Origin of the sequence: Rhizobium oryziradicis, from assembly GCF_001939045.1 — a bacterium.
Classification (GTDB): Bacteria; Pseudomonadota; Alphaproteobacteria; order Rhizobiales; family Rhizobiaceae; genus Allorhizobium; species Allorhizobium oryziradicis.
The window spans coordinates 191,680-214,154 of the sequence record NZ_MKIM01000033.1 but is presented as its reverse complement, the minus strand read 5'-3'; the positions used below and the strand labels follow the sequence as shown (position 1 = coordinate 214,154).

The following is a 22,475-nucleotide window of genomic DNA, read 5'->3' as shown; positions in this document are numbered from 1 at the left end:
CAGCCCCGCTCTTTGCTCAACATGGGACATGGAATGTCGATGGATTTCGGCCAGATCAGACGCAGTGAACATCTTCCCGCGCGCATTGCGGCGCAAATCGCCGGGGACATCCAAGAAGGACGCCTTCAACCCGGCGACAAATTGCCAACCGAGCATTTTCTCTCCAAGGCGCTGGGCGTCAGCCGCTCTGTGGTGCGCGAAGCCATTGCCCAATTGCGCAATGAAGGACTGGTGGAAACCCGTCAGGGTGTTGGTGCTTTCGTCACCGAGCGGCAGGCCCGGCTGATCCGTATTGATGACGGCAAATTGCTGGAAAGTGAAGGTTTTCGCGATCTTTTTCAGCTGCGTATCCCCTTGGAAATCGAGGCCGCAGGCCTTGCGGCCCTGCATCATACCTCTGATGATCTGGCAAAAATCGATGCCTCGCTGGCCTTGATGACCGGATCGGAGAGATGGACAAGTGAGGGCATTAATGCCGATCTTGCTTTTCACCGTGCTGTGGCCGATGCCACCGGCAATGATTATTTTGCGATGTTCATTGGCTTTATTGCCGAGCGCATCAGCCTTGCCATCAACGCAGCCCGCGCCCGCGCCGTGCTGGAAGAGATTGTCGAAGTGACGATCGAAGAGCACGTGGCTGTGCGTGATGCAATCGCCAAACGTGATCCGCAAGCATCGCGCACCGCCATGCGCAACCATCTGCTGGGTGCTGCCAGCCGCATTGAATTAACACTCGAAGTGTTTTGATGGAGTGAATCCAATGTCACAATCAAACTCCCAGACAAACGACTAGACAAACACCGGAAGGTTGATTAAAACTTTTTGAATTAAGTTGTCAGACATCCTGACAACTTAACGGATGACTGGAGGGTTATCTGTCGATAAGCATAAGGGAGGAGACTTTGAATTCCACACATGTGTTGAATTCCGGCATGATTTTGCCAGAGGATGCCGCTGACGCCACCTTGATCGGGAGGGTCTGGTCCAATGCCGAGAATGGCCCTTGTCCGGTGCTGATCCGGGGTGGACGGGTGCTGAATGTCAGTGTGTTCGCAGCAACTGTCTCTGGCCTTCTTGAGATCGAGGCCATCGCCGGTCACTTGGCACAATCAACCGACCTGCCCGATCTGGGCCATCTCGACGATTTTCTCAACCAATCCGCAGGTCATCTCCTCGCCCCGATTGATCTTCAGGCCGTCAAAGCGGCGGGCGTCACCTTTGCTGACAGCATGTTGGAGCGCGTCATCGAAGAACAGGCAAGGGGCGATAGCGCCCGCGCGCAAGACATTCGTACCCGTTTAGCCCCCGTGCTGGGCGATAATTTGCGCGGCATTGCAGCAGGCTCCGAGCAGGCGGCCCGCGTCAAAACCTTGCTGCAAGAGATGAACCTCTGGTCGCAATATCTGGAAGTGGGCATTGGTCCCGACGCCGAGATTTTCACCAAGGCACAGCCGATGTCCTCGGTTGGCTGCGGCGATATGGTTGGAATTCACCCAATCTCTGAGTGGAACAACCCGGAGCCGGAAGTTGTGCTGGTGATCCGCTCCGACGGCACAATTCTAGGTGCCACCCTTGGCAATGACGTGAATTTACGCGATGTCGAAGGCCGCTCCGCCTTGCTGCTGGGCAAGGCGAAAGACAACAATGCGTCTTGCGCCATCGGCCCTTTTATTCGCCTGTTTGATGAAGCTTTCACGCTGGATGTTCTAAGCCGGGTTCGGGTTTCCCTTCATGTGGTGGGCGCAGACGGTTTTGACATGACCGGCGAAAGCCCAATGGAAGCCATCAGCCGCACGCCTGCATCGCTTGCGTCGCAATTGCGCAACCGCAACCATCAATATCCCGATGGTGCCGTGCTGTTTCTCGGCACCATGTTTGCCCCGGTCAAAGACAGACGCGGCCCCGGCCAAGGGTTCACCCATGAAATCGGTGATCGGGTCGAGATTGCCTCACCCCTGCTTGGCCGCCTGATCAATTGGGTGGACCGCTGCGATGCCTGCCCGGAATGGACATTTGGCACCCGCGCCCTGATGCGCAATCTGGCCATGCGTGGCCTGAGCGAAAAGGTTTAGCGCCATGATCAAAACACTTATTCATTGGTTTTTCCGCTTTCTCGATGCTCTTTTGGTCATCATGTTGGCGGGCATGGTGTTGATGGTCTTTGTCAACGTCGTCATGCGCTATGGGTTTAATTCCGGCATTGCCGTGTCTGAGGAAATGGCCCGCTATTTCTTCGTCTGGCTCACCTTCATTGGTGCCGTGGTGGTGCACCGGGAAAACCTCAATATGGGCGTTGAAACCATCGTTGCCAAATTTGGACGCGGTGGGCGATTGGTGCTGATGGCACTGTCTAATCTTGTCATTCTTCTGTGCGCCAGCGTGTTTTTTCTCGGCACATGGAAACAATTACCCATCAATGCCTCCATGGTCGCACCCGTGACCGGACTATCCATGGGCTGGGTCTATGGCATTGGGCTTTTCTGCGGGGCCGGTATTTTCCTGGTGACGTTGGAGCGTCTGTTTCGCCTCGCAACAGGTAAAATCACAGAGGATGAAATTGCGGCCTTTGCTGGTGAAGGTGCCGCAATTGAGCACATGAAGGAGCGCCTCTGATGACCCTTCTTGTTTTCATCTCGTCCTTGCTCGGTGCCATGGCCATTGGCGTGCCAGTTGCCTTTTCGCTGATGCTCTGCGGCATCACGCTGATGTGGTATATGGGCATGTTCAACTCGCAGATCATTGCGCAAAACATGATCGCGGGCGTCGATACATTTACGCTTTTGGCCATTCCCTTCTTCATTCTCGCCGGTGAATTGATGAATTCCGGCGGGCTGTCGCGCCGCATCATTGATTTTGCCATTGCCTGCGTTGGCCATATTCGCGGGGGCCTTGGACTGGTTGCCATTGCAGCAGCCGTCATCATGGCCAGCATCTCCGGCTCGGCTGCCGCCGATACCGCAGCCCTTGCCGCGGTGCTCATCCCGATGATGGCAAAAGCTGGTTATAACGTGCCACGCTCTGCCGGATTGATTGCGGCTGGCGGTATTATTGCCCCGATTATTCCACCTTCCATGGCCTTCATTGTCTTTGGCGTGGCCGCCAATGTCTCCATCACCAAACTGTTCATGGCGGGCGTGGTGCCGGGTTTGATGATGGGTATTTCACTGGTCATCACCTGGCTGTTCGTTGCCCGCAAAGACAATGTTCAGCCCCTGCCCCGCGTTCCGGGTAAAGAGCGCCTTAAGGTCACGGGTCGGGCCGCATGGGCGCTGGGCATGCCGGTGATTATTCTGGGCGGCATCAAGGCAGGGGTCGTGACGCCCACGGAAGCCGCTGTGGTGGCTGCCATGTATGCGATGTTTGTCGGCATTTTCATCTATAAAGAACTGAAGTTTCGTGATCTGCCGGGCGTGTTTCTGCAAGCTGCCAAAACCACGGCTGTGATCATGTTTTTGGTCTGCGCCGCTCTGGTGTCGGCATGGCTTATCACGGCTGCCAATATTCCGGCTGAAGTCAGCGGTTATATTGAACCCCTGATTGACCGGCCAAAATTGCTGATGTTGGTCATCATGGTGCTGGTGCTGATTGTCGGCACAGCCCTTGATCTCACACCAACCATTTTGATCCTGACCCCGGTTTTGCTGCCAATTATCAAAATGGCCGGGATTGATCCTGTTTATTTTGGTGTGCTGTTCATCATGAACACCTGCATCGGCCTTCTCACCCCGCCGGTTGGCGTGGTGCTCAACGTGGTCAGCGGCGTCGGTCGCGTGCCGCTTGGCCGCGTTATTCACGGCGTTCTGCCGTTTCTGCTCGCAGAAATTGCCGTGCTTTTCCTGTTGGTCCTGTTTCCAGATCTGGTTCTGGTTCCTGCCCGGTGGCTCTACTAAAGCGCCACCGATTCCGATCTCTTTCTCTAACCTTGGGAGGATAGTATGAGAAAGTACATCACCACAGCAACCGCTGCCATTTTGGCGGCATCCACCTTGCTGGCCGCACCGGCCTATGCCGAATTCAGCAATCGCAATATGCGTGTATCCAACGGTATTAACGCCGACCATCCCGTGGGGGCGGGCATCAAGGCCATGCAAACCTGCCTTGATGAAAAATCCGGTGGCAAAATGAAAATCACCGCCTTCTGGGGCGGCGCATTGGGAGGCGATTTGCAAGCGACGCAAGCGCTGCGCTCTGGTGTGCAAGAAGGTGTGGTCAGCTCTTCCTCTCCTCTCGTGGGCATTGTGCCAGCCCTTGGCGTCTTTGACCTGCCCTTCCTGTTTGCCAATCAGGAAGAAGCCTACAAGGTGATGGATGGCGAGTTTGGCGATTTCCTCAACAAAAAGCTGCTCGACGTGGGTCTCGTTAATCTCGCCTATTGGGAAAATGGCTTTCGCAACCTTTCCAACTCCAAGCGCCCCGTGACAAAGTGGGAGGATCTGGAGGGCATGAAGGTTCGCGTCATGCAGAACAATATCTTCCTCGATACCTTCGACAATTTTGGAGCCAATGCGACGCCCATGGCCTTCGGCGAAGTCTTCTCGGCTCTGGAAACCAAGGCAATTGACGCGCAGGAAAACCCCTATGTGACCATCGACACCTCGAAATTCTACGAGGTGCAGTCCTATGTCAGCGAGACCCGACACGCCTACACCCCATTCCTGTTCATGTTCTCCAAAGCAATTTTCGACACCTATTCGCCTGATGAGCAAAAGGCGCTGAAGGATTGTGCTGTTGTTGGCCGCGATGTTGAGCGCAAGGTCATTACCGAGCTCAACAAGACATCGCTTCAGAAAATTGAAGCCGCGGGCGTGAAATTCAACACGCTTTCGCCTGAAGAACACAAGAAAATGCTCGAAAAATCGCAAGTGGTCTACGAGAAGCACAAGAAAGAAATCGGCGCTGACGTGGTGGACCGCGTTCAAGCCATTTTGGCCGACATGCGTAAGTAAAGACTGGCATTTATAATCTGTCCATACCCCGAAGTGCTTGCTCACTTCGGGGTATTTTTGTCAGTGCAAATGGGAAGGTTTTCGCGGCTATCGCAAGCGTGATGACGCTGTCTGTCGCTTGCGCGTTTCATCGCTTGACAGAAATGTTATCGATAACATATGTTCATCTCAATCGCGCTTTGGGAGGAGCAGATGGATCACAATACGCTTTTGGAATTTCGTGCCGTCTCAAAAGATTTCGGCGGCACCAAAGCCCTGACCGACGTGTCGCTCGATCTGAAGGCTGGCGAAATCCTCGCACTTCTGGGCGAAAACGGTGCTGGCAAATCAACCCTCATCAAAACGCTTGCTGGTATTTACAAACCCGATGGTGGAGACATTCTGTTTCGCGGCCAGCCCTATCACCACCGGCCACCCAAACCCAATGAGCGCCAATCCGTTGCCTTTATCCATCAAGATCTCGGCTTGATCGAATGGATGACCGTGGGCGAAAATGTCGGTCTGGCCCAAGGCTTTTCCATGCGTAAAAAGCTGATTGACTGGGGTGCGACGGACCGGCGCACAGCCGAGGCTTTGAAGCTGGTTGGCTGCGATTTTGATCCCTCCACCCGCGTTCAGGATTTGACCCGCACCGAAAAATCACTGGTTGCCATTGCCCGCGCGCTTGCCGTTGAAGCCGATGTTCTGGTGCTGGACGAGCCAACCGCCAGCCTGCCCGCCGATGAGGTTGAGCGTCTGTTTCAGGCCATCCGCCCTTTAAAAGAGCGCGGCGTGGCGATGATTTACGTCTCGCACCGCCTTGATGAAATTTTCCGCATTGCTGATAGAGTCGCCGTGCTGCGCGATGGCCGCTTGGTGGGCCAGACACCGGTGCAAGACACCAATCCCGACGAGTTGATCCGCATGATCGTTGGCCGCAAGGCCGATCAACTGTTCACCCGTTCAGAAACACCGATTGGCGCACCAATCGTGCGGGTGCGCAATCTCAGATGCAGCGGTGCGGGTCCGGTTTCTTTCGATCTGCATCAGGGCGAGCTGCTGGGCCTCGTGGGTCTGCGTGGTGCTGGGCAAGAGTTGATAGGTCGTGCCCTGTTTGGCTGCGAGCCGTCGCGCGGTGATGTCACCATTCGCGGAGAAAGCCCGGATCTGTCCAGCACGGTCTCTGCCATCGCCTCCGGCATTGGCTTGATTGCCCGTGACCGCACCGAGGAATCTGTGGCGATGTCGCTCTCGCTTCGGGAAAACACCTATCTCAATCCCGGTGCGTCTGGCAGGCGTTTATTCGATTTCCTCTCCCCTGCTTGCGAGGCTGAGCAGGCCGCCGCAATTGGCGACAAGGTGGGGCTGCGGCCCAATGATCAATCTTTGGCGATTGAGGCTCTTTCAGGCGGCAATCAGCAGAAAGTCGTCGTTGGCCGCTGGCTCACGACGGGGCGGAAATTATTGATTGCCGAAGATCCCACCGCCGGTGTCGATGTGGGTGCCAAAGCCGACATCTATCGCCTGATCGCCTCTGCCGTCGAGGAAGGCCTTGCCGTTTTGGTGATTTCCACCGACTTCGAGGAAATTGCCCATATTTGCCATCGCGCTCTGGTCTTTTCTCGCGGACAGATTGTTCGCGAATTGTCCGGTACCAATCTCACAACCTCCGCCGTGATTGCTGCGGCTTCCGCTTCTGAAGCGGCCTGATCTGGGAGATCGTCATGCAGTCCATTCGCTCCACAGCACTTGAACCCACCAAAGCCGAAATGAAAGGCCTCAGCTTTATGGCCAAAGTGCAACGGTTGGTGCCAGTCTATGGACTGGTCATCCTCACCGTCCTGCTGACCTTGCTGTTTTGTGTACTGTTGCCCGATACGTTTCCGACCGTGCTGAACCTGCGATCTATCATTTCCAACAAGACCATTATTGCCATTTTGTCGTTGGCGGCGATGATTCCGATGGCGGCAGGCCGTATTGATCTGACCATTGGCTATGGCATTGTGCTTTGGCATATTTTGGCCATCAGCTTGCAAACCCTCTACGGTTTTCCGTGGCCTGTTGCCGTGCTTGTGGTGCTGTTGCTGGGTGCTGCCACCGGCTTCCTGAATGGCATTCTGGTCGAAGTCGCAAAAATCGATAGCTTTATCGCCACTCTTGGCACCGGAACCGTGATCTATGCGTTGGCGCTGTGGCACACCGGCGGGCGGCAAATGATTGGCATGTTGCCGGATGGTTTCTATGCACTCAACGGCACCATGGTGTTTGGCCTGCCCATCACCGGTCTCTATGTCATCGTGCTGGCCGTGGTGATGTGGATTGTGCTCGAATATCTGCCGATTGGCCGCTACATCTATGCCATTGGAGCCAACCCCAAAGCTGCCGCTTTGAACGGCATTCCTGTTCGCCGCTTTGTCATCGGTGCATTTATCGCCTCGGGCACGTTGTCAGCCGTCGCAGGCGTGCTGCTGGCCTCCAAACTGCGCATTGGTCAGGCAAGTGTCGGGCTTGAATACCTTCTACCTGCGCTTGTGGGTGCATTTCTTGGCTCAACCACCATCAAACCGGGCCGCGTCAACGTCTGGGGCACCATGATTGGCGTGATCATCCTTGCCGTCGGCATTGCCGGCATTCAGCAATTGGGCGGCTCCTTCTTTGTCGAGCCAATGTTTAACGGTGTCACGCTGCTGATTGCCATTGGCATCGCGGGCTATGCCCAACGCCGCCGTGGCACGGCGGGACTTCTCTCTAAGTCCAATTCGGCTCCAGCTGCAGCCGTAAAATCTGAATAATATCTGTCATTCGTATTCACTGGGAGGAAAACACGATGAAACGCAGAGATTTCATGACCACAACAGCCATCATTCTTGGGGGGATGATTGCAGGACCAGCTTTCGCAGACAGCATGGCCGATGCCAAGGCTGTGGTTGCCAAATACGCCAGCAAAGTTTCCAAATGGGATGGACCAACCACCGGGCCAAAAGCGCAAGCCGCCAAGAAAATTGTGGTTGTTGCCGCAGATATGAAAAACGGCGGCATTCTTGGCGTCACCACAGGCATTCAGGAAGCGGCGGCCGCGATTGGCTGGACTGTTACCGTTCTCGATAGTGGTGGCTCGATTGGCGGCAGAACAGCCGCCTTTGGTCAGGCCATGACATTGCAGCCCGATGGGATCATCATCAATGGCTTTGATGCCGTTGAGCAAAAGCCCGCCATGGAAGCCGCCAAGAAAGCCAAGATCCCCATGGTGTCCTGGCACGCAGCCCCGGCTGTCGGCCCCGTGCCTGATGTAGGCGTCTTTGCCAATGTCACCACCGATGCCATGGAAGTCTCGAAAGCTGCGGCAGATTACGCCTATGTGGATGCTGGCGGCAAACCCGGTGTGATCATTTTCACCGACTCCACCTATGCCATTGCCATCGCCAAAGCCGACAAGATGAAAGAGGAAATCCTCAAACTCGGTGGCACCGTTTTGGAATATGTTGACACCCCGATTGCCGAGACCTCGCAACGCATGCCGCAACTGACCACCACCCTTTTGCAAAAATACGGAGCAAAGTGGACGCATTCGCTGGCGATCAACGACATCTATTTTGATTTCATGGGACCATCCTTGCAATCGGCCGGAATACCGGGCGACGGCGCACCCAAGAGCGTGGCCGCAGGCGACGGTTCTGAAAGCGCTTATCAGCGCATTCGCGCCAAACAGTATCAATCTGTGACGGTGGCCGAGCCGCTCAACTTGCAGGGCTGGCAGCTGGTGGATGAAATGAACCGTGCTTTGGCGGGCGAGAAATGGTCGGGTTATGTTTCACCACTGCATGTGGTGACGGCAGACAATGTCGAATTCGACGGCGGGCCGAAAAACTCATTTGATCCTGACAACGGTTATCGAGATGCCTACAAGGCAATCTGGGGCAAGTAACCGCCCTCGAACCACACCAACAGCGCCGCTTATCCTACCGGCGCTGTCACCTTTCTATTTACAGAATGCCCCAGGCCCGAAAACGGCCCCTCCCCGTCAATTCGCGCAAGGGTAACTCGGCGATCAATTTCAGCGCGCCTTGCGGCGTTGTGTTGAGCGTTTTTGCCACAAGCCCGGCCGACACAAGGGGGCGCGACAAAACCAGATCAATCAACTCTGGTAGCTTTGAGCTTGAACGCCTGCCCTTGATACGGCGCTCAAGCGCGCCGCGCGCCAGAAGCAGCCTGTCATGCTCATTCATCCCCTGCCGCGCCGCTTGCTCAAAGGCTTCCAGAATTGCTAGCAGCCGCTGCGTTCGGTTTTTCGAATGGCGCCGCTCACGCCCAACCGCGCGAAGCCCGACTGAAATCGCAGTAAGATGGCACGTTGTAGTCCCGGTTTTTCTTAAGTAAGCCGCCGCCAAAAGCCGGCCCAGCCAGGGGCTGTGCTCGCTCACTTCCTCACTCTGCCAGGCATCCAACAAAATAGCGGCCGCCAGAACAGGTGGAAAAGCATCAACCTCCGACAGCAGTTCCTGCCAATCTTGCAGGCGCTGTGGCTCGTTCCAATCGGCATCATAAACGATGGCGGCGCGATCTCTCTCCAGCACAGCTTTTCGCTCCAAAGCAACCTGCGCCATTAGGGTTTCGCTTCGCCTCAAAATGGCGTCAAATTCGTCAAGCTCTGCCATGAAAGCGGCATCTGGATCGGGCGATGCACCCTCCATCTCAAGCTCTGACACGGGTTCCGATGCATCGCTGACGGGCGCGACACCATCTCCGAGCGCTCGTCCCCGCAACCTTGAAAGACCTTGGTTGGACAGCGCCCATGCTGCGGGATGCTGGGTGATGTCGCGTCGTGAACGCAAAACCAGGTGTGCAACGGTCAGCTCGTGGGTCGGTGTGCGGGTATCCATGCGGGCATCATGGAAAACCAGATCTTCCACATGAACCAATTCGCCATCAACCCAAAGCGAACCCACCGCATCCGAATAGTGCATGCGCTCAATCAATCCCGATCCAACCTCAGAATGCGTTAAACGCTCATCAAGACGCACCAAAGCTTCGCCCGCCACACTGATGGGCAAAAGCAAGGAAGAAAGCGGTATTTTCTCGATTGGGTAACGCATTGAAAATACGTTATCACAACAGCCAAACGAAAGCGAACTGCTCTTTCACTTTCACTAGAGATGCTGCTAAAATGAAATTCTGACACAGTTGGAGAGCAATTTGCCAGATCAAAGCTGCCAGATGCAGGCATCATTGGTATTTATCGCAGATCTTGCCTTAAAATAAAAGCGGCTATCATCGCGATTCCACACAATCTTCGTATAAAGCTGAGATTACGCTGAAAAGACCACTTACGAAGTGCCCACGCCTGCACAAACTTAAGCGTAACAGGGACCGAAAATTTGTCGCATGGTTGACAGCTGTCAACGCCCTCCCCCTCCCTGCTCCTATCAATCAAAGACAGCAACTGCGCCAAAGAAAAAGCCGCGAGAAGATCCTCGCGGCTGGAAAATCAAATTCAAAGATTTAACCCAAACAGGTGAAATTCACTTGGCAGCCAGCTTGGCCTTAGCGGCATAGTGCTGAGCAATAACCGCACACGCCATGAGCTGAATTTGATGAAACAGCATCAAAGGCATCACGATCGCCCCAACACTTTGGCCCGCAAATATCGCGCTCGCCATTGGCACGCCAGACGCCAGGCTCTTTTTGGAGCCGCAAAACGTGATGGTAATTTCATCCTCTTTGGCAAAGCCCATCAACCGACTGCCAAACATCGTCAGCATCAGAACGATAGCAAGCAAGACCATATCGATCAGCACGACCACGCCAATATCAGTGAGCGAATAGCTGCGCCAAATCCCCTCAATAACGGCCTCGCTAAATGCGCCGTAAACCACCATCAAGATGGAACCACGATCTATCGGCATGAGAAGAGATTTGCGAGCGCGCACCCACTGCCCGACCCAAGGCTGCATCACCTGCCCCACCATGAAAGGAAGCAACAATTGCACAAAGATCTGCAAAATCGCATCCAGCGATACACCGCCGTGACCACCCGCTGATAGGAGCAAGCCGCACAACAACGGCGTTAAAATCATGCCAAGAATATTCGAGGCTGACGCGGCACAGATCGCGGCAGGCACATTGCCCCCGGCCATTGAGGTGAAAGCAATGGAGGATTGAACCGTGGACGGCAGCACGCAGATATAAATGATGCCCAACGCCAGCGCAGGCGGCAGAAAACCGCTTGTTAAGATGCCAGCGCCCAGCCCGAGCAAAGGAAACAAAACGAAGCTAACGGCGAGAATAAAGAGGTGAAGCCGCCAGTGAAGAAGGCCTGCCAACACCACATCGCGCGACAAACGCGCACCATGCAGAAAGAACAAAGCGGCGATGGCAACTTTGGTCGCCATCGCGAAATAATCCGCCGCAACACCGTGGATCGGCAAAACCGACGCCAGGGAAACAGTACAGATCAACAGAAGAGTGAATGTGTCAGGCAGGAAGCGTTTCATGACAGCCTTAATATCATATTGGTTTCTGCCGCACGGGTTAGTCCATTCGTGCTGGCAATGCAATTCGAGCCGGGCTGACCCGCCATTACAAATCACGGCAAAACAAAGGGCAGACACCGTTCGCTCACGACAAAAAACACACGAGGAGGGAAGGGGATCTCTCAACACCATCCCCTGTTGACAGCTGTCAACGAACGTCGCACGAGCAGAGACATTTCACATCTCTATTCATGAGGGTCTCCTTGCGTCTCGCCACCCAAGGCGAACACGTGGAAAAGTCCGGTGCGTTCACTGTCATGTTTCGACATCAACCATCGCGTTTTCTTGGCAATGATTTTCACAAATCACGCTCCTTTTTCGCCGGCGGGGAACCTAAAATTCACGCTAGGAAAGCGCACAAAACACCCTTGCGTCACGCCATAAGCGGCCTATGCTGACCATATAGAGACTGTGCAATAAAGGTGCCCTATGACCATCTCCCAAAATAGTTCCGCCGCACTCTGGTCCGTGATCGACCAGAAGGCACCCGCGTTTATCGACTTAAGCGATCGTGTCTGGGGAATGCCTGAAACATGCTACATGGAGGAAGCCTCTGTTGCCGAGCATGTTGCAATGCTCAAACAAGAAGGCTTTCGGGTAACCGAACACGTCGCTGGTATCCCGACAGCTGTTATGGGTGAAGCAGGGGAGGGGGGACCAGTTATTGCCTTTCTCGGCGAATATGATGCACTGTCCGGCCTCAGCCAGGAAGCGGGTGTCGCAGAACACCGTCCCGTTCACGCCGGCGGAAATGGCCACGGATGCGGCCATAATTTGCTGGGGTCAGCCGCTCTGTTAGCTGCATCCGCATTGAAAGATTGGTTGAAGGAAAAAGGACTACCCGGTCGCGTGCGCTATTATGGATGCCCGGCGGAAGAGGGGGGAGCGGCCAAGGCGTTTATGGTTCGCGAGGGGGCGTTCGAGGGCGTCGACATCGCCATCAGTTGGCACCCCAGTTCATTCGCCGCCGTCCAACGCTCTACCTCGCTTGCCAATTCCAGAGTCGATTTCACCTTCCGGGGGAGGGCGGCACACGCAGGGGCAAATCCTGAACTTGGACGCAGCGCGCTTGACGCCGTCGAGCTGATGAGCGTCGGCGTCAATTATATGCGCGAGCATATGCCATCTGATTGCCGCGTGCATGCTGCTATTCTCGATGCGGGTGGTATTTCACCCAATGTTGTGCAGGCCTATTCCAAAGTGCGTTATCTGATCCGTGCTCCTGAACTGGATGGCATGCGCGAGTTGGTTGCCCGCGTACATAAAATCGCCGAGGGCGCGGCATTGATGACGGAAACCCACGTGGAATCCCAGGTTATCAGCGCCGTTTCCAATGTGATCACCAACGGTCCATTGATGGACGTTATGCAGCAGGCGTGGGAAGAACTGGGGCCGCCACCTTTCGATGATGCCGACCGGGCATTTGCAGAGGAAATCCGCGCCACGCTTACGCCCGCCGAAATATCAGCACCTTGGCGCACCGAACAGCTGAGTGAGCGGGACGTGCCCTTGGCCGACTTCATCATCCCCGCCCACGATAGAACTCCAATCATCACCGGTTCGACGGATGTGGGTGATGTGAGCTGGGTCGTTCCGACCGTGCAAGCCGATGGTCCAACCTGCGCCATCGGCACCCCATTTCACACATGGCAGCTTGTGGCCCAAGGCAAAAGCAAGATGGCCCATAAGGGCATGGTCGCCACGGCCAAGGTGATGGCAGCAACCGGCAGGGCCGCATTTGAGAGCGACCATTTACGCGAAGCCGCCTTGCAAGATCTGGTGGCGCGTCGAAAAGGAAAAGCCTACGAAAGCCCGCTCCCGGCCAACGCCCAGCCACCCATTGTCGAAATGGGTGGGCGAAATAATCAAGACGAACACCTCCAGGCACCAGTCAGATTCATCTAGAAACTGGCTGGTGCGTGGAGAAAGCGCGTCATCCGCAAAAAGATTACTTAGCAATCCTTGGGTGCAAGTTCACAAATATACACAGCCTATCTCTGCAAAAATCAACAAGCACCGCAAAAGTCGGCACGAGCAAACGCATTGACGAAATAAATGTAATGTTATACCAAAACACGACATATATCTAACGTCAGACTTGCGCGGAACACATCTCCATGGCAGTGATAACTTTGAATGGTGCTGCAGCTTTCGAAAAGAGGCTGCGGCTGAAAAGGGAACGCGGTGAGGACGACCCAAAAGGGACCGAGACCGCGGCTGCCCCCGCAACTGTAAGCGGCGAGCACGTCTGCATCATGCCACTGGTGAACAACCGGGAAGGCGCAGGCCAGCAGCGACCCGCGAGCCAGGAGACCTGCCATTCGCATGTTCAACCGCAGCGGACGGGGTGTTCCGATGGCACTATCAAGGCTCAGGGCGCGCCAAATGGCGTGGCCAAATTCAATTTCGACACTGGCTCTGTTTCCAGTGGTCATAAGCCTTGCTCCTTCAAAGGGCAGGGGGCGCTGGTGAGTTGTAACACGCAAGGCGCGGCACTCGCCGTCGAAAATCTCTGCTATACACCTCCGGGTGGGCACCGGCTGCTCCACTCCATCACGTTATCGATCCAAGCGGGTGACCTTCTGGCGATTGTTGGGCCCAATGGCGCTGGCAAAACCACATTGTTGCGTTGCCTCTATCGCGCCGTGAAACCCAGTGAGGGGAGGGTACTACTCGATGGTCAAAATTTCGAAAGCCTGTCTTCCCGCGATATTGCCCGGCGCATCGCGGTCGTAGTGCAGGAAACGCCCGCGTCTTTCCCATTCACCGTCGAAGATATCGTGCTGATGGGGCGGATACCCTGGCGCAAAGGCCTCAGCAGCAATGCGTCTGAAAACCGCGCAAAAGCGCATCACGCCATGGAACACCTAAACCTGCGTGGGATGGAAAAGCGATCTTTTGGTACGCTGTCCGGTGGCGAAAAACAACGTGTTCTGGTGGCGCGTGCGCTGGCGCAAGAGCCGCAATTGCTCATTCTGGATGAACCCTCGAACCATCTCGATATCCGCAATCAACTGGAAATTCTGGACCTTCTGGCCGGTCTCGGCATCACCATTATCACGACGCTGCACGATATCAATCTGGCGGCAGGTTTCGCCACCAAGGCAGCCATATTGCACAATGGCGAGATGATCGCTTGTGGCCCGCCCAAAGAGGTGCTGACGCCTGAGCATATCTCCAGCGCGTTTAATGTCAAAACGCACGCACATGCCATTTCGGATGGTGCCAGTCACCATTTTTCCTTTGCACTCAATTCCTGACCGGGTCACATCATGAAGAAAATCGCAACCGCTCTCCTCCTCTCAGCGTTCTTCGCAGCGGGGGGTGCCACCGCCGCATCGGCCGCACCCGTCACAGTGAAAAGCTGTAACCGTGACGTTACCTTCGACAAGGCACCGACCCGCGCCATCTCCAATGATGTCAATTTAACCGAGATGATGCTGGCTCTGAAACTACAGGATCACATGGTTGGCTATACCGGCGTTTCGGGCTGGAAAACACTGGATGAAAAACTGCGCGATGGCATCCAGCAATTGCCAGAACTTTCAGCGAAATATCCCACCAAAGAAGTGCTGCTCAATGCCGACGCGGATTTTTATTTCGCCGGGTGGAATTACGGCATGAAAGTGGGTGGAGAGGTTACACCCGAAACCTTGGCACCTCTGGGCATCAAGGTCTATGAGTTGACTGAAAGCTGTATTCACATCATGCAAAAGCAAAAACCGACCATGGACGATATGTTCGTGGATCTGTTGAACCTTGGCACAATCTTCAGAGTGGAAGATCGCGCGCAAAAGCTTGTTGATGGATACCGCCAGCAACTTGCAACCATTCAGGCAAAAATCAGCAAGACGGACAAACCCGAGCGGGTGTTTGTTTACGATTCCGGTGAGCAAAAACCTTTCACCTCCGGTCGCTTCGGCATTCCCACCGCAATGATCGAGGCGGCGGGCGGCATCAACATTATGGATGACGTCCAGAAAAGCTGGACCGAAGTGTCTTGGGAACCCGTGATTGAGCGAAACCCGCAAGTGATTATCATTGTCAATTATGGCAATGTCACTGCGCAACAGAAAATCGATTTCATGATGCAAAACCCGGCTTTCAAGAACATTGATGCCGTGAAAAACAAGCGGTTCATCGTGCTGGATTACGTCGAAGCAACACCTGGTCCACGCAATATTGATGCCATTGCGCGGCTGGCCGCTGCTTTTCATCCTCAGTCATTGTAAGGCCAGGCTTTCATTGTGCATTGTATAAAAAAGGTTTTCTGGCCCACATTTCTTTTCACTCTGGTGTTGATCACCATCAGCGCCGGGGTTTCCTTAGGTTCTGCCCCCATACCTGTAGTCACGGTTTGGAAAATTGTTGCCAATCACCTTCATGCTGACAGCTTTGCGGCTGATTGGTCACAAGGGCGCGACAGCATCGTCTGGGATGTCAGGTTTCCAAGGGTGTTGCTTGGTGGTCTTGTTGGTGCCGGGCTTGCTCTGACGGGGGCAGTCTTGCAGCCAGCCACACGCAATCCGCTGGCGGACCCGCATTTGCTTGGCGTATCATCGGGTGCCGCCTTTGGAGCCATCATCGCCTTGCTGCATACAGGCATGGTATTTGGCCTTTTCACCGTTCCACTCTTTGCATTTGCCGGTGCCTTGATGGCAACGGCTTTGGTACCCTTGGTGGCGGGTGCGCGGCGCGGCATGCAGGCAGATCGGCTGGTGCTATCGGGCGTGATTGTCGCTTTCTTCTTCACAGCCCTTGGCAATCTTCTGGTGTTTTTAGGAGATCCCCGCGCAACACAAACGGTGATGTTCTGGATGCTGGGAGGGCTTGGTCTCGCCCAATGGCAGCACTTGCTCTACCCGGCACTTGTTCTGTTCGCGGCCCTTGTTTATCTGCTTCCCAACGTGCAACCCTTGAACGCCATGGCCATGGGCGATGAAACCGCAACAACATTGGGCGTCAACGTCGCCCGTTTTCGCCTCATCCTCTTTGTTGTTGCAGCCCTCGTGACGGGCACAATGGTGGCATTTTCCGGAGCCATTGGTTTTGTGGGTTTGATGGTGCCACATATGGTCCGCGCCATGGTGGGGTCTGACAATGCCCGCGTCTTGCCAATGTCTGCTTTGGTTGGTGGCTTGGTGCTTATTCTGGCCGATCTTGTGGCACGATTGGCCGTGGCACCGGAAGATATGCCGATTGGGATTGTCACCGGCATCGTTGGCTGCGTCGCTTTTGTTTGGATCATGCGCAAAGACAGCGCACGTTAAAGCATGGTGCCTAACATCGGTTCACACTTTTAGGTCCGATGCTGTCGGCAATTTCCTGCGTAAGATCCAACCCAGATTTTACGCAGGAAAAAGTCAACATGCTCAGCGTGCGTGCAGCACTCTGGCAACCTCGTGAATATGGGCGGCCCCAATGCCGCAACATCCGCCAATCATCGTGGCACCGGCATCTGCCCATGTACATGCAAAGCGCGAATAAGCATCATCCGTCAAATCGGCCCGAGTCTCATGCAGCCCTTCATTGGCTGCTGCGTCGCCTTGCTCGCCCTCAAACGCGTTGGCGTAGACGCCAATTTCCAGTGAAACACCCTTGTCCTTGAACACAGCCGCCGCTGTTTCAACAGCTGCAAGCATCACTTCCGGCTTGCTGCAATTGAACAATAAAGCCGATGCGCCGGAATCTGCTGCCCAAAGTGCTGCATCCTTGACCAATTCGCCAGAGCGCAACTTTGGCGCGCCACCCGAAACTTGTTCGTCTTCATCAGCGAGGGTGAAAGATATCCAAAAGGGCTTGCCGGTTTTGGCAACGGCAACGCGCACAGCCTCGCCTTCGGCAATCAGGCTGAGCGTTTCGCCAAGCCAAACATCGACAAAGGGCTCAAGGCCGTCAACCAGCGTTTTGAGATAATCTTGCACCCGCGATGAATCAAAATTCTGCGGCTCGTATGACCCAAAAATAGGTGGGAGCGAACCTGCCACACTGATTTTACGATCAGAAATAGCATCTGCCGCTTCGCGAGCAAGTCTCCCACACCGTGAAATCAGGGCAGGGCCGTCCTTGCGGAAGCGCTCTTCGCCAATATGAAACGGCACAAGCGCATAGCTGTTGGTTGTCACAACATCGGCACCAGCGGCAATAAATTCTGCATGAACCTGCCGCACTATCTCGGGCGTGTTCATCAGCGCCAGTGCCGACCACTCTGGCTGCTTCAGTTCTGCGCCGAGGCGGATCAATTCGCGGCTCATGCCGCCATCAAGAATACGAAGTTTCGTCATTGCTTTCCTGTTTCCTCGTTAACGGCGCACGGGAACCTGCGCTTCGACAATGTGAAACGCGCGCGCGATTATGGCAGTCAAAATGAGATAAAAGACGGTGACAACAATCAGCGGTTCATAGACCAGCAATGTATCTTGTCGAACTTTGTAAGCCACGGCATACAAATCCATCACTGTAACCGTGAAGGCGAGGGGGGTGGATTTCAGCTGCATCACCACTTCGCCGGCAATGGTCGGCAAAGCGATACGAATGGCGCGCGGCAACCAGATCCGCCTGATCAAGGTAAAGCGGCCCATGCCAAAGGCGCGCCCGGCCTCCAACTCACCTTTTGGCACAGCCAAAAGCGCGCCGCGCAACACTTCAGCTTCGTAGGCAGCATAGTTCAGCGTGAAACTGACCACCGCAAAAAAGAAACCTTCACGCAAAACTGGCCAAAAAATACTATGGCGTATGCCCGGAATCATCGGCAGGAGGGAGCCAACGCCGTAATACAGCAACCAGAGCTGAATGAGCAGCGGTGTTCCACGAAAGAAAGCACAATAGGATTTTGACAACCAGCGAAGGGTTCGTCCACCGCGCACTTGTGCAAACGCCAAGCCAATTGCAATGACAAATCCAAAAGCGACAGAGAGAACCAGGAGCGTTACCGTTTGCCACGCACCTGAAAGCAAAAGCGGCCAATATCGGGCGATCCATGAAAAATCCATTTTTCGCCCCTTAAGCCAGTGTCGGCTGGCCGCGCCGGACCCGGCGCTCAATCAGCATAAACAGAAAATTGGAAACAAGGCTTATGACCAGATAGAGACAGGCTGCCGCGAAAAAGAACAAAAAATAATGTTTCGTGCTCGCCCCCGCCAATCGGGTGGCAAGGGCAAGTTCCTGATACCCTACCACGGCAACAAGCGCGCTGTCTTTGGTCACGGCCATCCACAAATTGGCAAGGCCGGGCAGGGCGTTGGGCAAAAGAGCCGGAAAAATCACCCGCCTGAACCGCAAGAATGGGGCCATACCAAAAGCCCTCGCCGCCTCAACCTGGCCGACCGGAATGGCGAGAATTGCACCTCTGAGCACTTCGGTTGCATAGGCACCTTGCACGAATCCTAAAACGACAACCGCCGCGACAAAACCATTGACCTCAATGGGTGGCACATCGAATGCATGGAGCAAATGGTTTAATCCATCGGTACCCGCATAGTAGAGGCCGACGATCAAAATCAGCTCAGGCACCGCCCGGATCGTGGTCGTGTAGAGATTGAGCACAGCTTTCAAAACGCGATTGCCAGACAGTTTGCCCAGCGCGCCGACCATGCCAATCAGTAACCCGATCAGAAAGGCACCGCCTGAAATGGCAAGCGTCGCCATAGCCCCAGACAGCAAAGTTCCACCCCAGCCCGGAGGGTAGGGGGAGAGCAATTCAAGAAGGCTTTGGGTGCTTGCCATATCAATACTGTATCAGCGTTATCTTACTTACCGTAGATATTGAAGTTGAAATATTTCTTGCTGATTTCGTCATATTTTCCGCTGGCGCGCACGGCCGCAATGGCTGCATTCAGCTTGGCCTTCAAAGCCGTGTCTTCCTTGCGCACGCCGCCACTGACGCCGGCACCCAGAACCTGCGGATCATCGGCAACATCGCCCATGTCAGCGCAGCAATCTTTGCCGGTGTCACTTTTCAAGAAAGCGTCCAATGCAATGGAGTCACCAAACACGTAATCAATGCGGCCAGCGGCGAGATCCTGAAAGGCTTCATCCAGTGTCTGGTAGGTTTTCTGCGAGGCAACCTTGGAAAAATACTTCGCGTAGTAATCCGACTGGATGGTTGAAACCTGAATACCAATGGTCTTGCCCTTGACGTCATCCGCCGTCGCACCGGGCTTCATGTCGTTCATACCGATTAACTTGCTCGGCGTGTTGTAATATTTATCAGTGAAATCGATATTTTTTTCTCGCTCGGCTGTCTTGGACATCGAAGACCAGATCACGTCAAATTTCTTGGCGTTGAGGGCAGGGATCAGACCATCCCAGGAGAGTTCCACAATCGAGCATTTTTCCTTCATCTCGGCGCAAACTGCATCCATCATGTCGATTTCCCAGCCATGCCATTTGCCGCTGGCATCTTTGGCAAAAAACGGCGGATAGGATTCATTCATGATGCCAAACCGGACATCTGCTTGCGCCACAACAGCCGATGCAGCAAAAGCCGCGCCTGCCAAAAGCATCGAGAGGAATTTCATGACGTGTCGTCTCCTGTTGAAGGTGAAAATATGAAAAGGGGAGAGAAGGGGGCTAGTCGGTCAAACCTGCGGTAAACTCTCGGCACCTCAAACTCGTCGGGTTGCCAAACACTTGCGCGGGCGAACCTTCCTCTTCAACCCGGCCCTGATGCAAAAACATGACGTGGCTGGAGACGTCGCGCGCAAATCGCATCTCATGCGTTACCAATAACATGGTTCGGCCTTCTTCAGCCAGGTCGCGGATCACTTTGAGCACCTCGCCAACCAGCTCAGGATCGAGAGCCGACGTCGGTTCATCAAACAACATCACGGCAGGTTCAACGCATAAGGCTCTGGCGATGGCGGCCCGCTGTTGCTGTCCGCCCGAAAGAAAGGCGGGATAGGCGTCGCGCTTGTCGTACAGCCCGACCTTGTGCAGCAGCGCCTTCGCTTTTTCGATGGCGTCGGCCCGCTTGATGCCCATCACATGAACGGGGGCTTCAATAACATTTTCCAGCACAGTCAGATGGGCCCAAAGATTGAAACTCTGAAACACCATGCCCAGACCGGTGCGCACACGCTCGATCTGCCGCCAGCTCACCGGCTGCATTTTGCCACCGCGCCCGGTTTTTAACGCGATCTCTTCGCCCGCGACAACCACCCGGCCCTGATCAGGTAATTCCAAAAAATTGATGCACCGTAAAAACGTGCTCTTGCCAGAGCCGGACGAACCAATAATGGAAATGACATCGCCCTTATTGGCCGTGACAGAAATGCCTTTTAGAACCTCCTGCGAGCCAAAGCTTTTATGGATGTTCTCCACCTGAAGGGCGCAGGGCGCGGTCTCTGTCATCAATTGGTCCAGCCTGTCATAATTTCGCACCATAATGGCTGTTGTGCGCGGGATTTACCCGCAAAATAAAACTTTGTTGCATAAATTCCGCGAAAAACAATTGCAAATGCGGCGTATAAACTGAACAAAGAGCGCTGTTCGACCAAACCAGCAAAGGGCATTGCCATGGAACAACTCGACCGCTTCGATCGCCAGATCATAGAGATCATTCAGCGCAATTGCCAAATGAAAGCTGAAGCGATCGCGGAGGAGGTGGGTCTTTCCGCATCCGCCGTGCAACGGCGCTTGAAGAGACTGCGCGATGACGGAGTTATCAAGGGTGAAGTGGCCATTATCGATCGAAAATCCTCTGGTCACCCCATGGTGTTTATCGTTGGCATGGAAATCGAGCGTGATAACTATGATGCCTTGGCCCGGTTCCGTCTTTGGGCAGAACGGCAGGATCATGTGCAGCAGGTCTACTATGTGACAGGGCAGGTGGATCTTATTGCAATTATTACCGCAAGGGATGTCGAGCACTATGATGACATTGCTGCTGTCTTGATGGCGGAAAATCCACAGATCAGACGAATGCATACCAATGTTGTGTTGAGAGACATCAAGCTGAGCCTTTTCGTGCCGATGGCAAAATGACGTCCCTCGTCTAAATACCGGCCGCAGTTTCCGATATTGCAATAATTGTCGTAATAGATTGCCCATCAATTGCAACACGGAAACAGGTTCGATGAGTAAGAACACCTATTACACCAGCTTGGGAGGTCTGCCGCCTCAGAACCAGTTACTGTCCGGCAAAGCTGTGTTTACCACCGCATACGCCGTTATCCCAAAAGGTGTTATGAGCGATATTGTCACCAGTCTTTTGCCTCACTGGCGTGAGACCAAGGCCTGGATCATTGCCCGCCCGATGACGGGTTTTTCAGAAACGTTTTCGCAATATATCATGCAAGTGGAACCCGGCGGCGGCAGCGATAACCCCGAACCGGACGTGAGGGCTCAAGCCGCCATCTTTGTGGTCGAGGGTTCCATAACAATTACCTACGCAGGTGAGGAACATGCACTTAAGGCTGGTTCATTTGCCTTTTTGCCAGCGGGTACACCTTGGCGTTTGCATAACACCAGTGAGGCGGTTTCGAAATTCCATTGGGTTCGAAAAGCGTTCCAACCCGTTGATGGGCTAGATGCGCCGCCCGCCATCTTCACCCATGAAGACGAGCACGAGATTGCCATGATGCCAAATACCAATGGCGCTTGGGGAACAACGCGCTTTATTGATCCAAACGATATTCGCTATGACTTTCATCTGAACATCGTCACGTTTGAGCCAGGCGGTATTATTCCCTTCATGGAAACCCACATCATGGAGCATGGGCTCTATGTGTTGGAAGGCAAAGCTGTATATCGACTGAATGACGATTGGGTGGAAGTGGAGGCCGGCGACTTTATGTGGCTGAGGGCTTTTTGTCCGCAAGCCTGCTATGCGGGTGGCCCTGGGCGCTTTCGTTATCTGCTTTATAAGGATGTCAACAGACACCCACGCCTTTGGTAAAGACCTCGTTTCAGGCAAGAGCACAAGTGCTCTTGCCTGGACAACCCATTGCTCTCTACCGTTGTTTGGTTGGATCAGATAAAAAACTGTCGGCGAGATCGCTCACTTTATGTCCGCTCTGTG

22 protein-coding genes and 1 riboswitch are annotated in these 22,475 nt (G+C 54.4%); of the genes, 14 read left to right on the top strand and 8 right to left on the bottom strand.

What is annotated here, in order from left to right; translation table 11 throughout:
- Positions 1–33 precede the first annotated feature (33 nt).
- The 8 genes from BJF95_RS23260 to BJF95_RS23225 all read left to right on the top strand — a co-directional run bounded on the left by BJF95_RS23260 (position 34) and on the right by BJF95_RS23225 (position 8,850).
- On the top strand, positions 34–747 hold the full coding sequence (locus tag BJF95_RS23260; protein ID WP_075641877.1) for a FadR/GntR family transcriptional regulator: 714 nt from the start codon (positions 34–36) through the stop codon (positions 745–747).
- Positions 748–932: 185 nt separating this feature from the next.
- A complete protein-coding gene (locus BJF95_RS23255) occupies positions 933–2,072 on the top strand; it encodes a fumarylacetoacetate hydrolase family protein (RefSeq protein ID WP_075641962.1) in 1,140 nt (379 codons plus the stop codon).
- Positions 2,073–2,079: 7 nt separating this feature from the next.
- Positions 2,080–2,613, top strand: coding sequence for a TRAP transporter small permease (locus tag BJF95_RS23250; RefSeq protein ID WP_425348726.1), 534 nt, complete (start codon positions 2,080–2,082; stop codon positions 2,611–2,613).
- Positions 2,613–3,890, top strand: a complete 1,278-nt coding sequence (locus BJF95_RS23245; protein ID WP_075641875.1) for a TRAP transporter large permease — start codon at positions 2,613–2,615, stop codon at positions 3,888–3,890. Before BJF95_RS23250 ends, BJF95_RS23245 begins: the two co-directional genes overlap by 1 nt.
- A 45-nt stretch (positions 3,891–3,935) precedes the next feature.
- Complete coding sequence (locus BJF95_RS23240; RefSeq protein WP_075641874.1) at positions 3,936–4,946, top strand: TRAP transporter substrate-binding protein; 1,011 nt, start codon at positions 3,936–3,938, stop codon at positions 4,944–4,946.
- Between the two features lie 192 nt (positions 4,947–5,138).
- Positions 5,139–6,635, top strand: coding sequence for a sugar ABC transporter ATP-binding protein (locus BJF95_RS23235; protein ID WP_075641873.1), 1,497 nt, complete (start codon positions 5,139–5,141; stop codon positions 6,633–6,635).
- Between the two features lie 14 nt (positions 6,636–6,649).
- A complete protein-coding gene (locus BJF95_RS23230) occupies positions 6,650–7,717 on the top strand; it encodes an ABC transporter permease (RefSeq protein ID WP_075641872.1) in 1,068 nt (355 codons plus the stop codon).
- Between the two features lie 35 nt (positions 7,718–7,752).
- Positions 7,753–8,850 (top strand): ABC transporter substrate-binding protein, encoded by a 1,098-nt coding sequence (locus tag BJF95_RS23225; protein WP_075641871.1) that lies wholly within the window; start codon positions 7,753–7,755, stop codon positions 8,848–8,850.
- A 58-nt stretch (positions 8,851–8,908) separates the two neighbouring features.
- Here BJF95_RS23225 and BJF95_RS23220 read toward each other — a convergent pair whose 3' ends face one another.
- Together BJF95_RS23220 and BJF95_RS23215 are read right to left on the bottom strand one after the other, a co-directional pair.
- Positions 8,909–10,018, bottom strand: coding sequence for an RHE_PE00001 family protein (locus BJF95_RS23220; RefSeq protein ID WP_075641870.1), 1,110 nt, complete (start codon positions 10,016–10,018; stop codon positions 8,909–8,911).
- Between the two features lie 426 nt (positions 10,019–10,444).
- Complete coding sequence (locus BJF95_RS23215) at positions 10,445–11,416, bottom strand: bile acid:sodium symporter family protein (RefSeq protein WP_075641869.1); 972 nt, start codon at positions 11,414–11,416, stop codon at positions 10,445–10,447.
- Between the two features lie 468 nt (positions 11,417–11,884).
- Between BJF95_RS23215 and BJF95_RS23210 the strand changes: the two genes are divergently transcribed.
- The 4 genes from BJF95_RS23210 to BJF95_RS23195 all read left to right on the top strand — a co-directional run bounded on the left by BJF95_RS23210 (position 11,885) and on the right by BJF95_RS23195 (position 16,725).
- On the top strand, positions 11,885–13,360 hold the full coding sequence (locus tag BJF95_RS23210; RefSeq protein ID WP_075641868.1) for an amidohydrolase: 1,476 nt from the start codon (positions 11,885–11,887) through the stop codon (positions 13,358–13,360).
- Between the two features lie 215 nt (positions 13,361–13,575).
- A riboswitch (cobalamin riboswitch) is annotated at positions 13,576–13,791 on the top strand.
- A gap of 54 nt (positions 13,792–13,845) precedes the next feature.
- Positions 13,846–14,715 (top strand): ABC transporter ATP-binding protein, encoded by an 870-nt coding sequence (locus BJF95_RS23205; protein WP_245297407.1) that lies wholly within the window; start codon positions 13,846–13,848, stop codon positions 14,713–14,715.
- A 12-nt stretch (positions 14,716–14,727) separates the two neighbouring features.
- Entirely contained in the window at positions 14,728–15,687 is a 960-nt protein-coding gene (locus BJF95_RS23200; RefSeq protein ID WP_075641867.1) for an ABC transporter substrate-binding protein, read from the top strand.
- 15 nt (positions 15,688–15,702) lie between these two features.
- Positions 15,703–16,725 (top strand): FecCD family ABC transporter permease, encoded by a 1,023-nt coding sequence (locus tag BJF95_RS23195; RefSeq protein ID WP_075641866.1) that lies wholly within the window; start codon positions 15,703–15,705, stop codon positions 16,723–16,725.
- A gap of 102 nt (positions 16,726–16,827) precedes the next feature.
- Here BJF95_RS23195 and BJF95_RS23190 read toward each other — a convergent pair whose 3' ends face one another.
- Genes BJF95_RS23190 through BJF95_RS24175 form a run of 6 tightly spaced genes read right to left on the bottom strand, consistent with a single transcriptional unit; the run spans position 16,828 to position 20,973 of the window.
- Positions 16,828–17,739 carry a homocysteine S-methyltransferase family protein gene (locus BJF95_RS23190; RefSeq protein WP_075641865.1) on the bottom strand — a complete coding sequence of 304 codons (912 nt, stop codon included), beginning with the start codon at positions 17,737–17,739 and terminating at the stop codon, positions 16,828–16,830.
- Positions 17,740–17,757: 18 nt separating this feature from the next.
- On the bottom strand, positions 17,758–18,447 hold the full coding sequence (locus BJF95_RS23185; RefSeq protein WP_075641864.1) for an ABC transporter permease: 690 nt from the start codon (positions 18,445–18,447) through the stop codon (positions 17,758–17,760).
- A gap of 10 nt (positions 18,448–18,457) precedes the next feature.
- On the bottom strand, positions 18,458–19,180 hold the full coding sequence (locus BJF95_RS23180) for an ABC transporter permease (protein ID WP_075641863.1): 723 nt from the start codon (positions 19,178–19,180) through the stop codon (positions 18,458–18,460).
- A gap of 23 nt (positions 19,181–19,203) precedes the next feature.
- Entirely contained in the window at positions 19,204–19,974 is a 771-nt protein-coding gene (locus BJF95_RS23175; protein ID WP_075641862.1) for a transporter substrate-binding domain-containing protein, read from the bottom strand.
- 52 nt (positions 19,975–20,026) lie between these two features.
- Entirely contained in the window at positions 20,027–20,806 is a 780-nt protein-coding gene (locus BJF95_RS23170) for an ABC transporter ATP-binding protein (protein WP_075641861.1), read from the bottom strand.
- Positions 20,806–20,973 (bottom strand): hypothetical protein, encoded by a 168-nt coding sequence (locus BJF95_RS24175; protein WP_175577317.1) that lies wholly within the window; start codon positions 20,971–20,973, stop codon positions 20,806–20,808. Before BJF95_RS24175 ends, BJF95_RS23170 begins: the two co-directional genes overlap by 1 nt.
- Between BJF95_RS24175 and BJF95_RS23165 the strand changes: the two genes are divergently transcribed.
- Together BJF95_RS23165 and BJF95_RS23160 are read left to right on the top strand one after the other, a co-directional pair.
- A complete protein-coding gene (locus BJF95_RS23165) occupies positions 20,972–21,439 on the top strand; it encodes an Lrp/AsnC family transcriptional regulator (protein ID WP_075641860.1) in 468 nt (155 codons plus the stop codon). The genes BJF95_RS24175 and BJF95_RS23165 overlap by 2 nt on opposite strands.
- A gap of 91 nt (positions 21,440–21,530) precedes the next feature.
- The gene (locus tag BJF95_RS23160) at positions 21,531–22,352 is read left to right on the top strand and encodes a bifunctional allantoicase/(S)-ureidoglycine aminohydrolase (RefSeq protein WP_075641859.1); all 822 of its coding nucleotides are present in this window, start codon (positions 21,531–21,533) and stop codon (positions 22,350–22,352) included.
- Positions 22,353–22,475 lie beyond the last annotated feature (123 nt).

Bases quoted from the DNA above. Each gene is read 5' to 3' on its own strand.
- BJF95_RS23260 (WP_075641877.1), top strand. From the start codon at position 34: ATGTCGATGGATTTCGGCCAGATCAGACGCAGTGAACATCTTCCCGCG.
- BJF95_RS23255 (WP_075641962.1), top strand. From the start codon at position 933: ATGATTTTGCCAGAGGATGCCGCTGACGCCACCTTGATCGGGAGGGTC.
- BJF95_RS23245 (WP_075641875.1), top strand. From the start codon at position 2,613: ATGACCCTTCTTGTTTTCATCTCGTCCTTGCTCGGTGCCATGGCCATT.
- BJF95_RS23240 (WP_075641874.1), top strand. From the start codon at position 3,936: ATGAGAAAGTACATCACCACAGCAACCGCTGCCATTTTGGCGGCATCC.
- BJF95_RS23235 (WP_075641873.1), top strand. From the start codon at position 5,139: ATGGATCACAATACGCTTTTGGAATTTCGTGCCGTCTCAAAAGATTTC.
- BJF95_RS23230 (WP_075641872.1), top strand. From the start codon at position 6,650: ATGCAGTCCATTCGCTCCACAGCACTTGAACCCACCAAAGCCGAAATG.
- BJF95_RS23225 (WP_075641871.1), top strand. From the start codon at position 7,753: ATGAAACGCAGAGATTTCATGACCACAACAGCCATCATTCTTGGGGGG.
- BJF95_RS23220 (WP_075641870.1), bottom strand. From the start codon at position 10,018: ATGCGTTACCCAATCGAGAAAATACCGCTTTCTTCCTTGCTTTTGCCC.
- BJF95_RS23215 (WP_075641869.1), bottom strand. From the start codon at position 11,416: ATGAAACGCTTCCTGCCTGACACATTCACTCTTCTGTTGATCTGTACT.
- BJF95_RS23210 (WP_075641868.1), top strand. From the start codon at position 11,885: ATGACCATCTCCCAAAATAGTTCCGCCGCACTCTGGTCCGTGATCGAC.
- BJF95_RS23200 (WP_075641867.1), top strand. From the start codon at position 14,728: ATGAAGAAAATCGCAACCGCTCTCCTCCTCTCAGCGTTCTTCGCAGCG.
- BJF95_RS23190 (WP_075641865.1), bottom strand. From the start codon at position 17,739: ATGACGAAACTTCGTATTCTTGATGGCGGCATGAGCCGCGAATTGATC.
- BJF95_RS23185 (WP_075641864.1), bottom strand. From the start codon at position 18,447: ATGGATTTTTCATGGATCGCCCGATATTGGCCGCTTTTGCTTTCAGGT.
- BJF95_RS23180 (WP_075641863.1), bottom strand. From the start codon at position 19,180: ATGGCAAGCACCCAAAGCCTTCTTGAATTGCTCTCCCCCTACCCTCCG.
- BJF95_RS23175 (WP_075641862.1), bottom strand. From the start codon at position 19,974: ATGAAATTCCTCTCGATGCTTTTGGCAGGCGCGGCTTTTGCTGCATCG.
- BJF95_RS23170 (WP_075641861.1), bottom strand. From the start codon at position 20,806: ATGACAGAGACCGCGCCCTGCGCCCTTCAGGTGGAGAACATCCATAAA.
- BJF95_RS23165 (WP_075641860.1), top strand. From the start codon at position 20,972: ATGGAACAACTCGACCGCTTCGATCGCCAGATCATAGAGATCATTCAG.
- BJF95_RS24175 (WP_175577317.1), bottom strand. From the start codon at position 20,973: ATGGCAATGCCCTTTGCTGGTTTGGTCGAACAGCGCTCTTTGTTCAGT.
- BJF95_RS23160 (WP_075641859.1), top strand. From the start codon at position 21,531: ATGAGTAAGAACACCTATTACACCAGCTTGGGAGGTCTGCCGCCTCAG.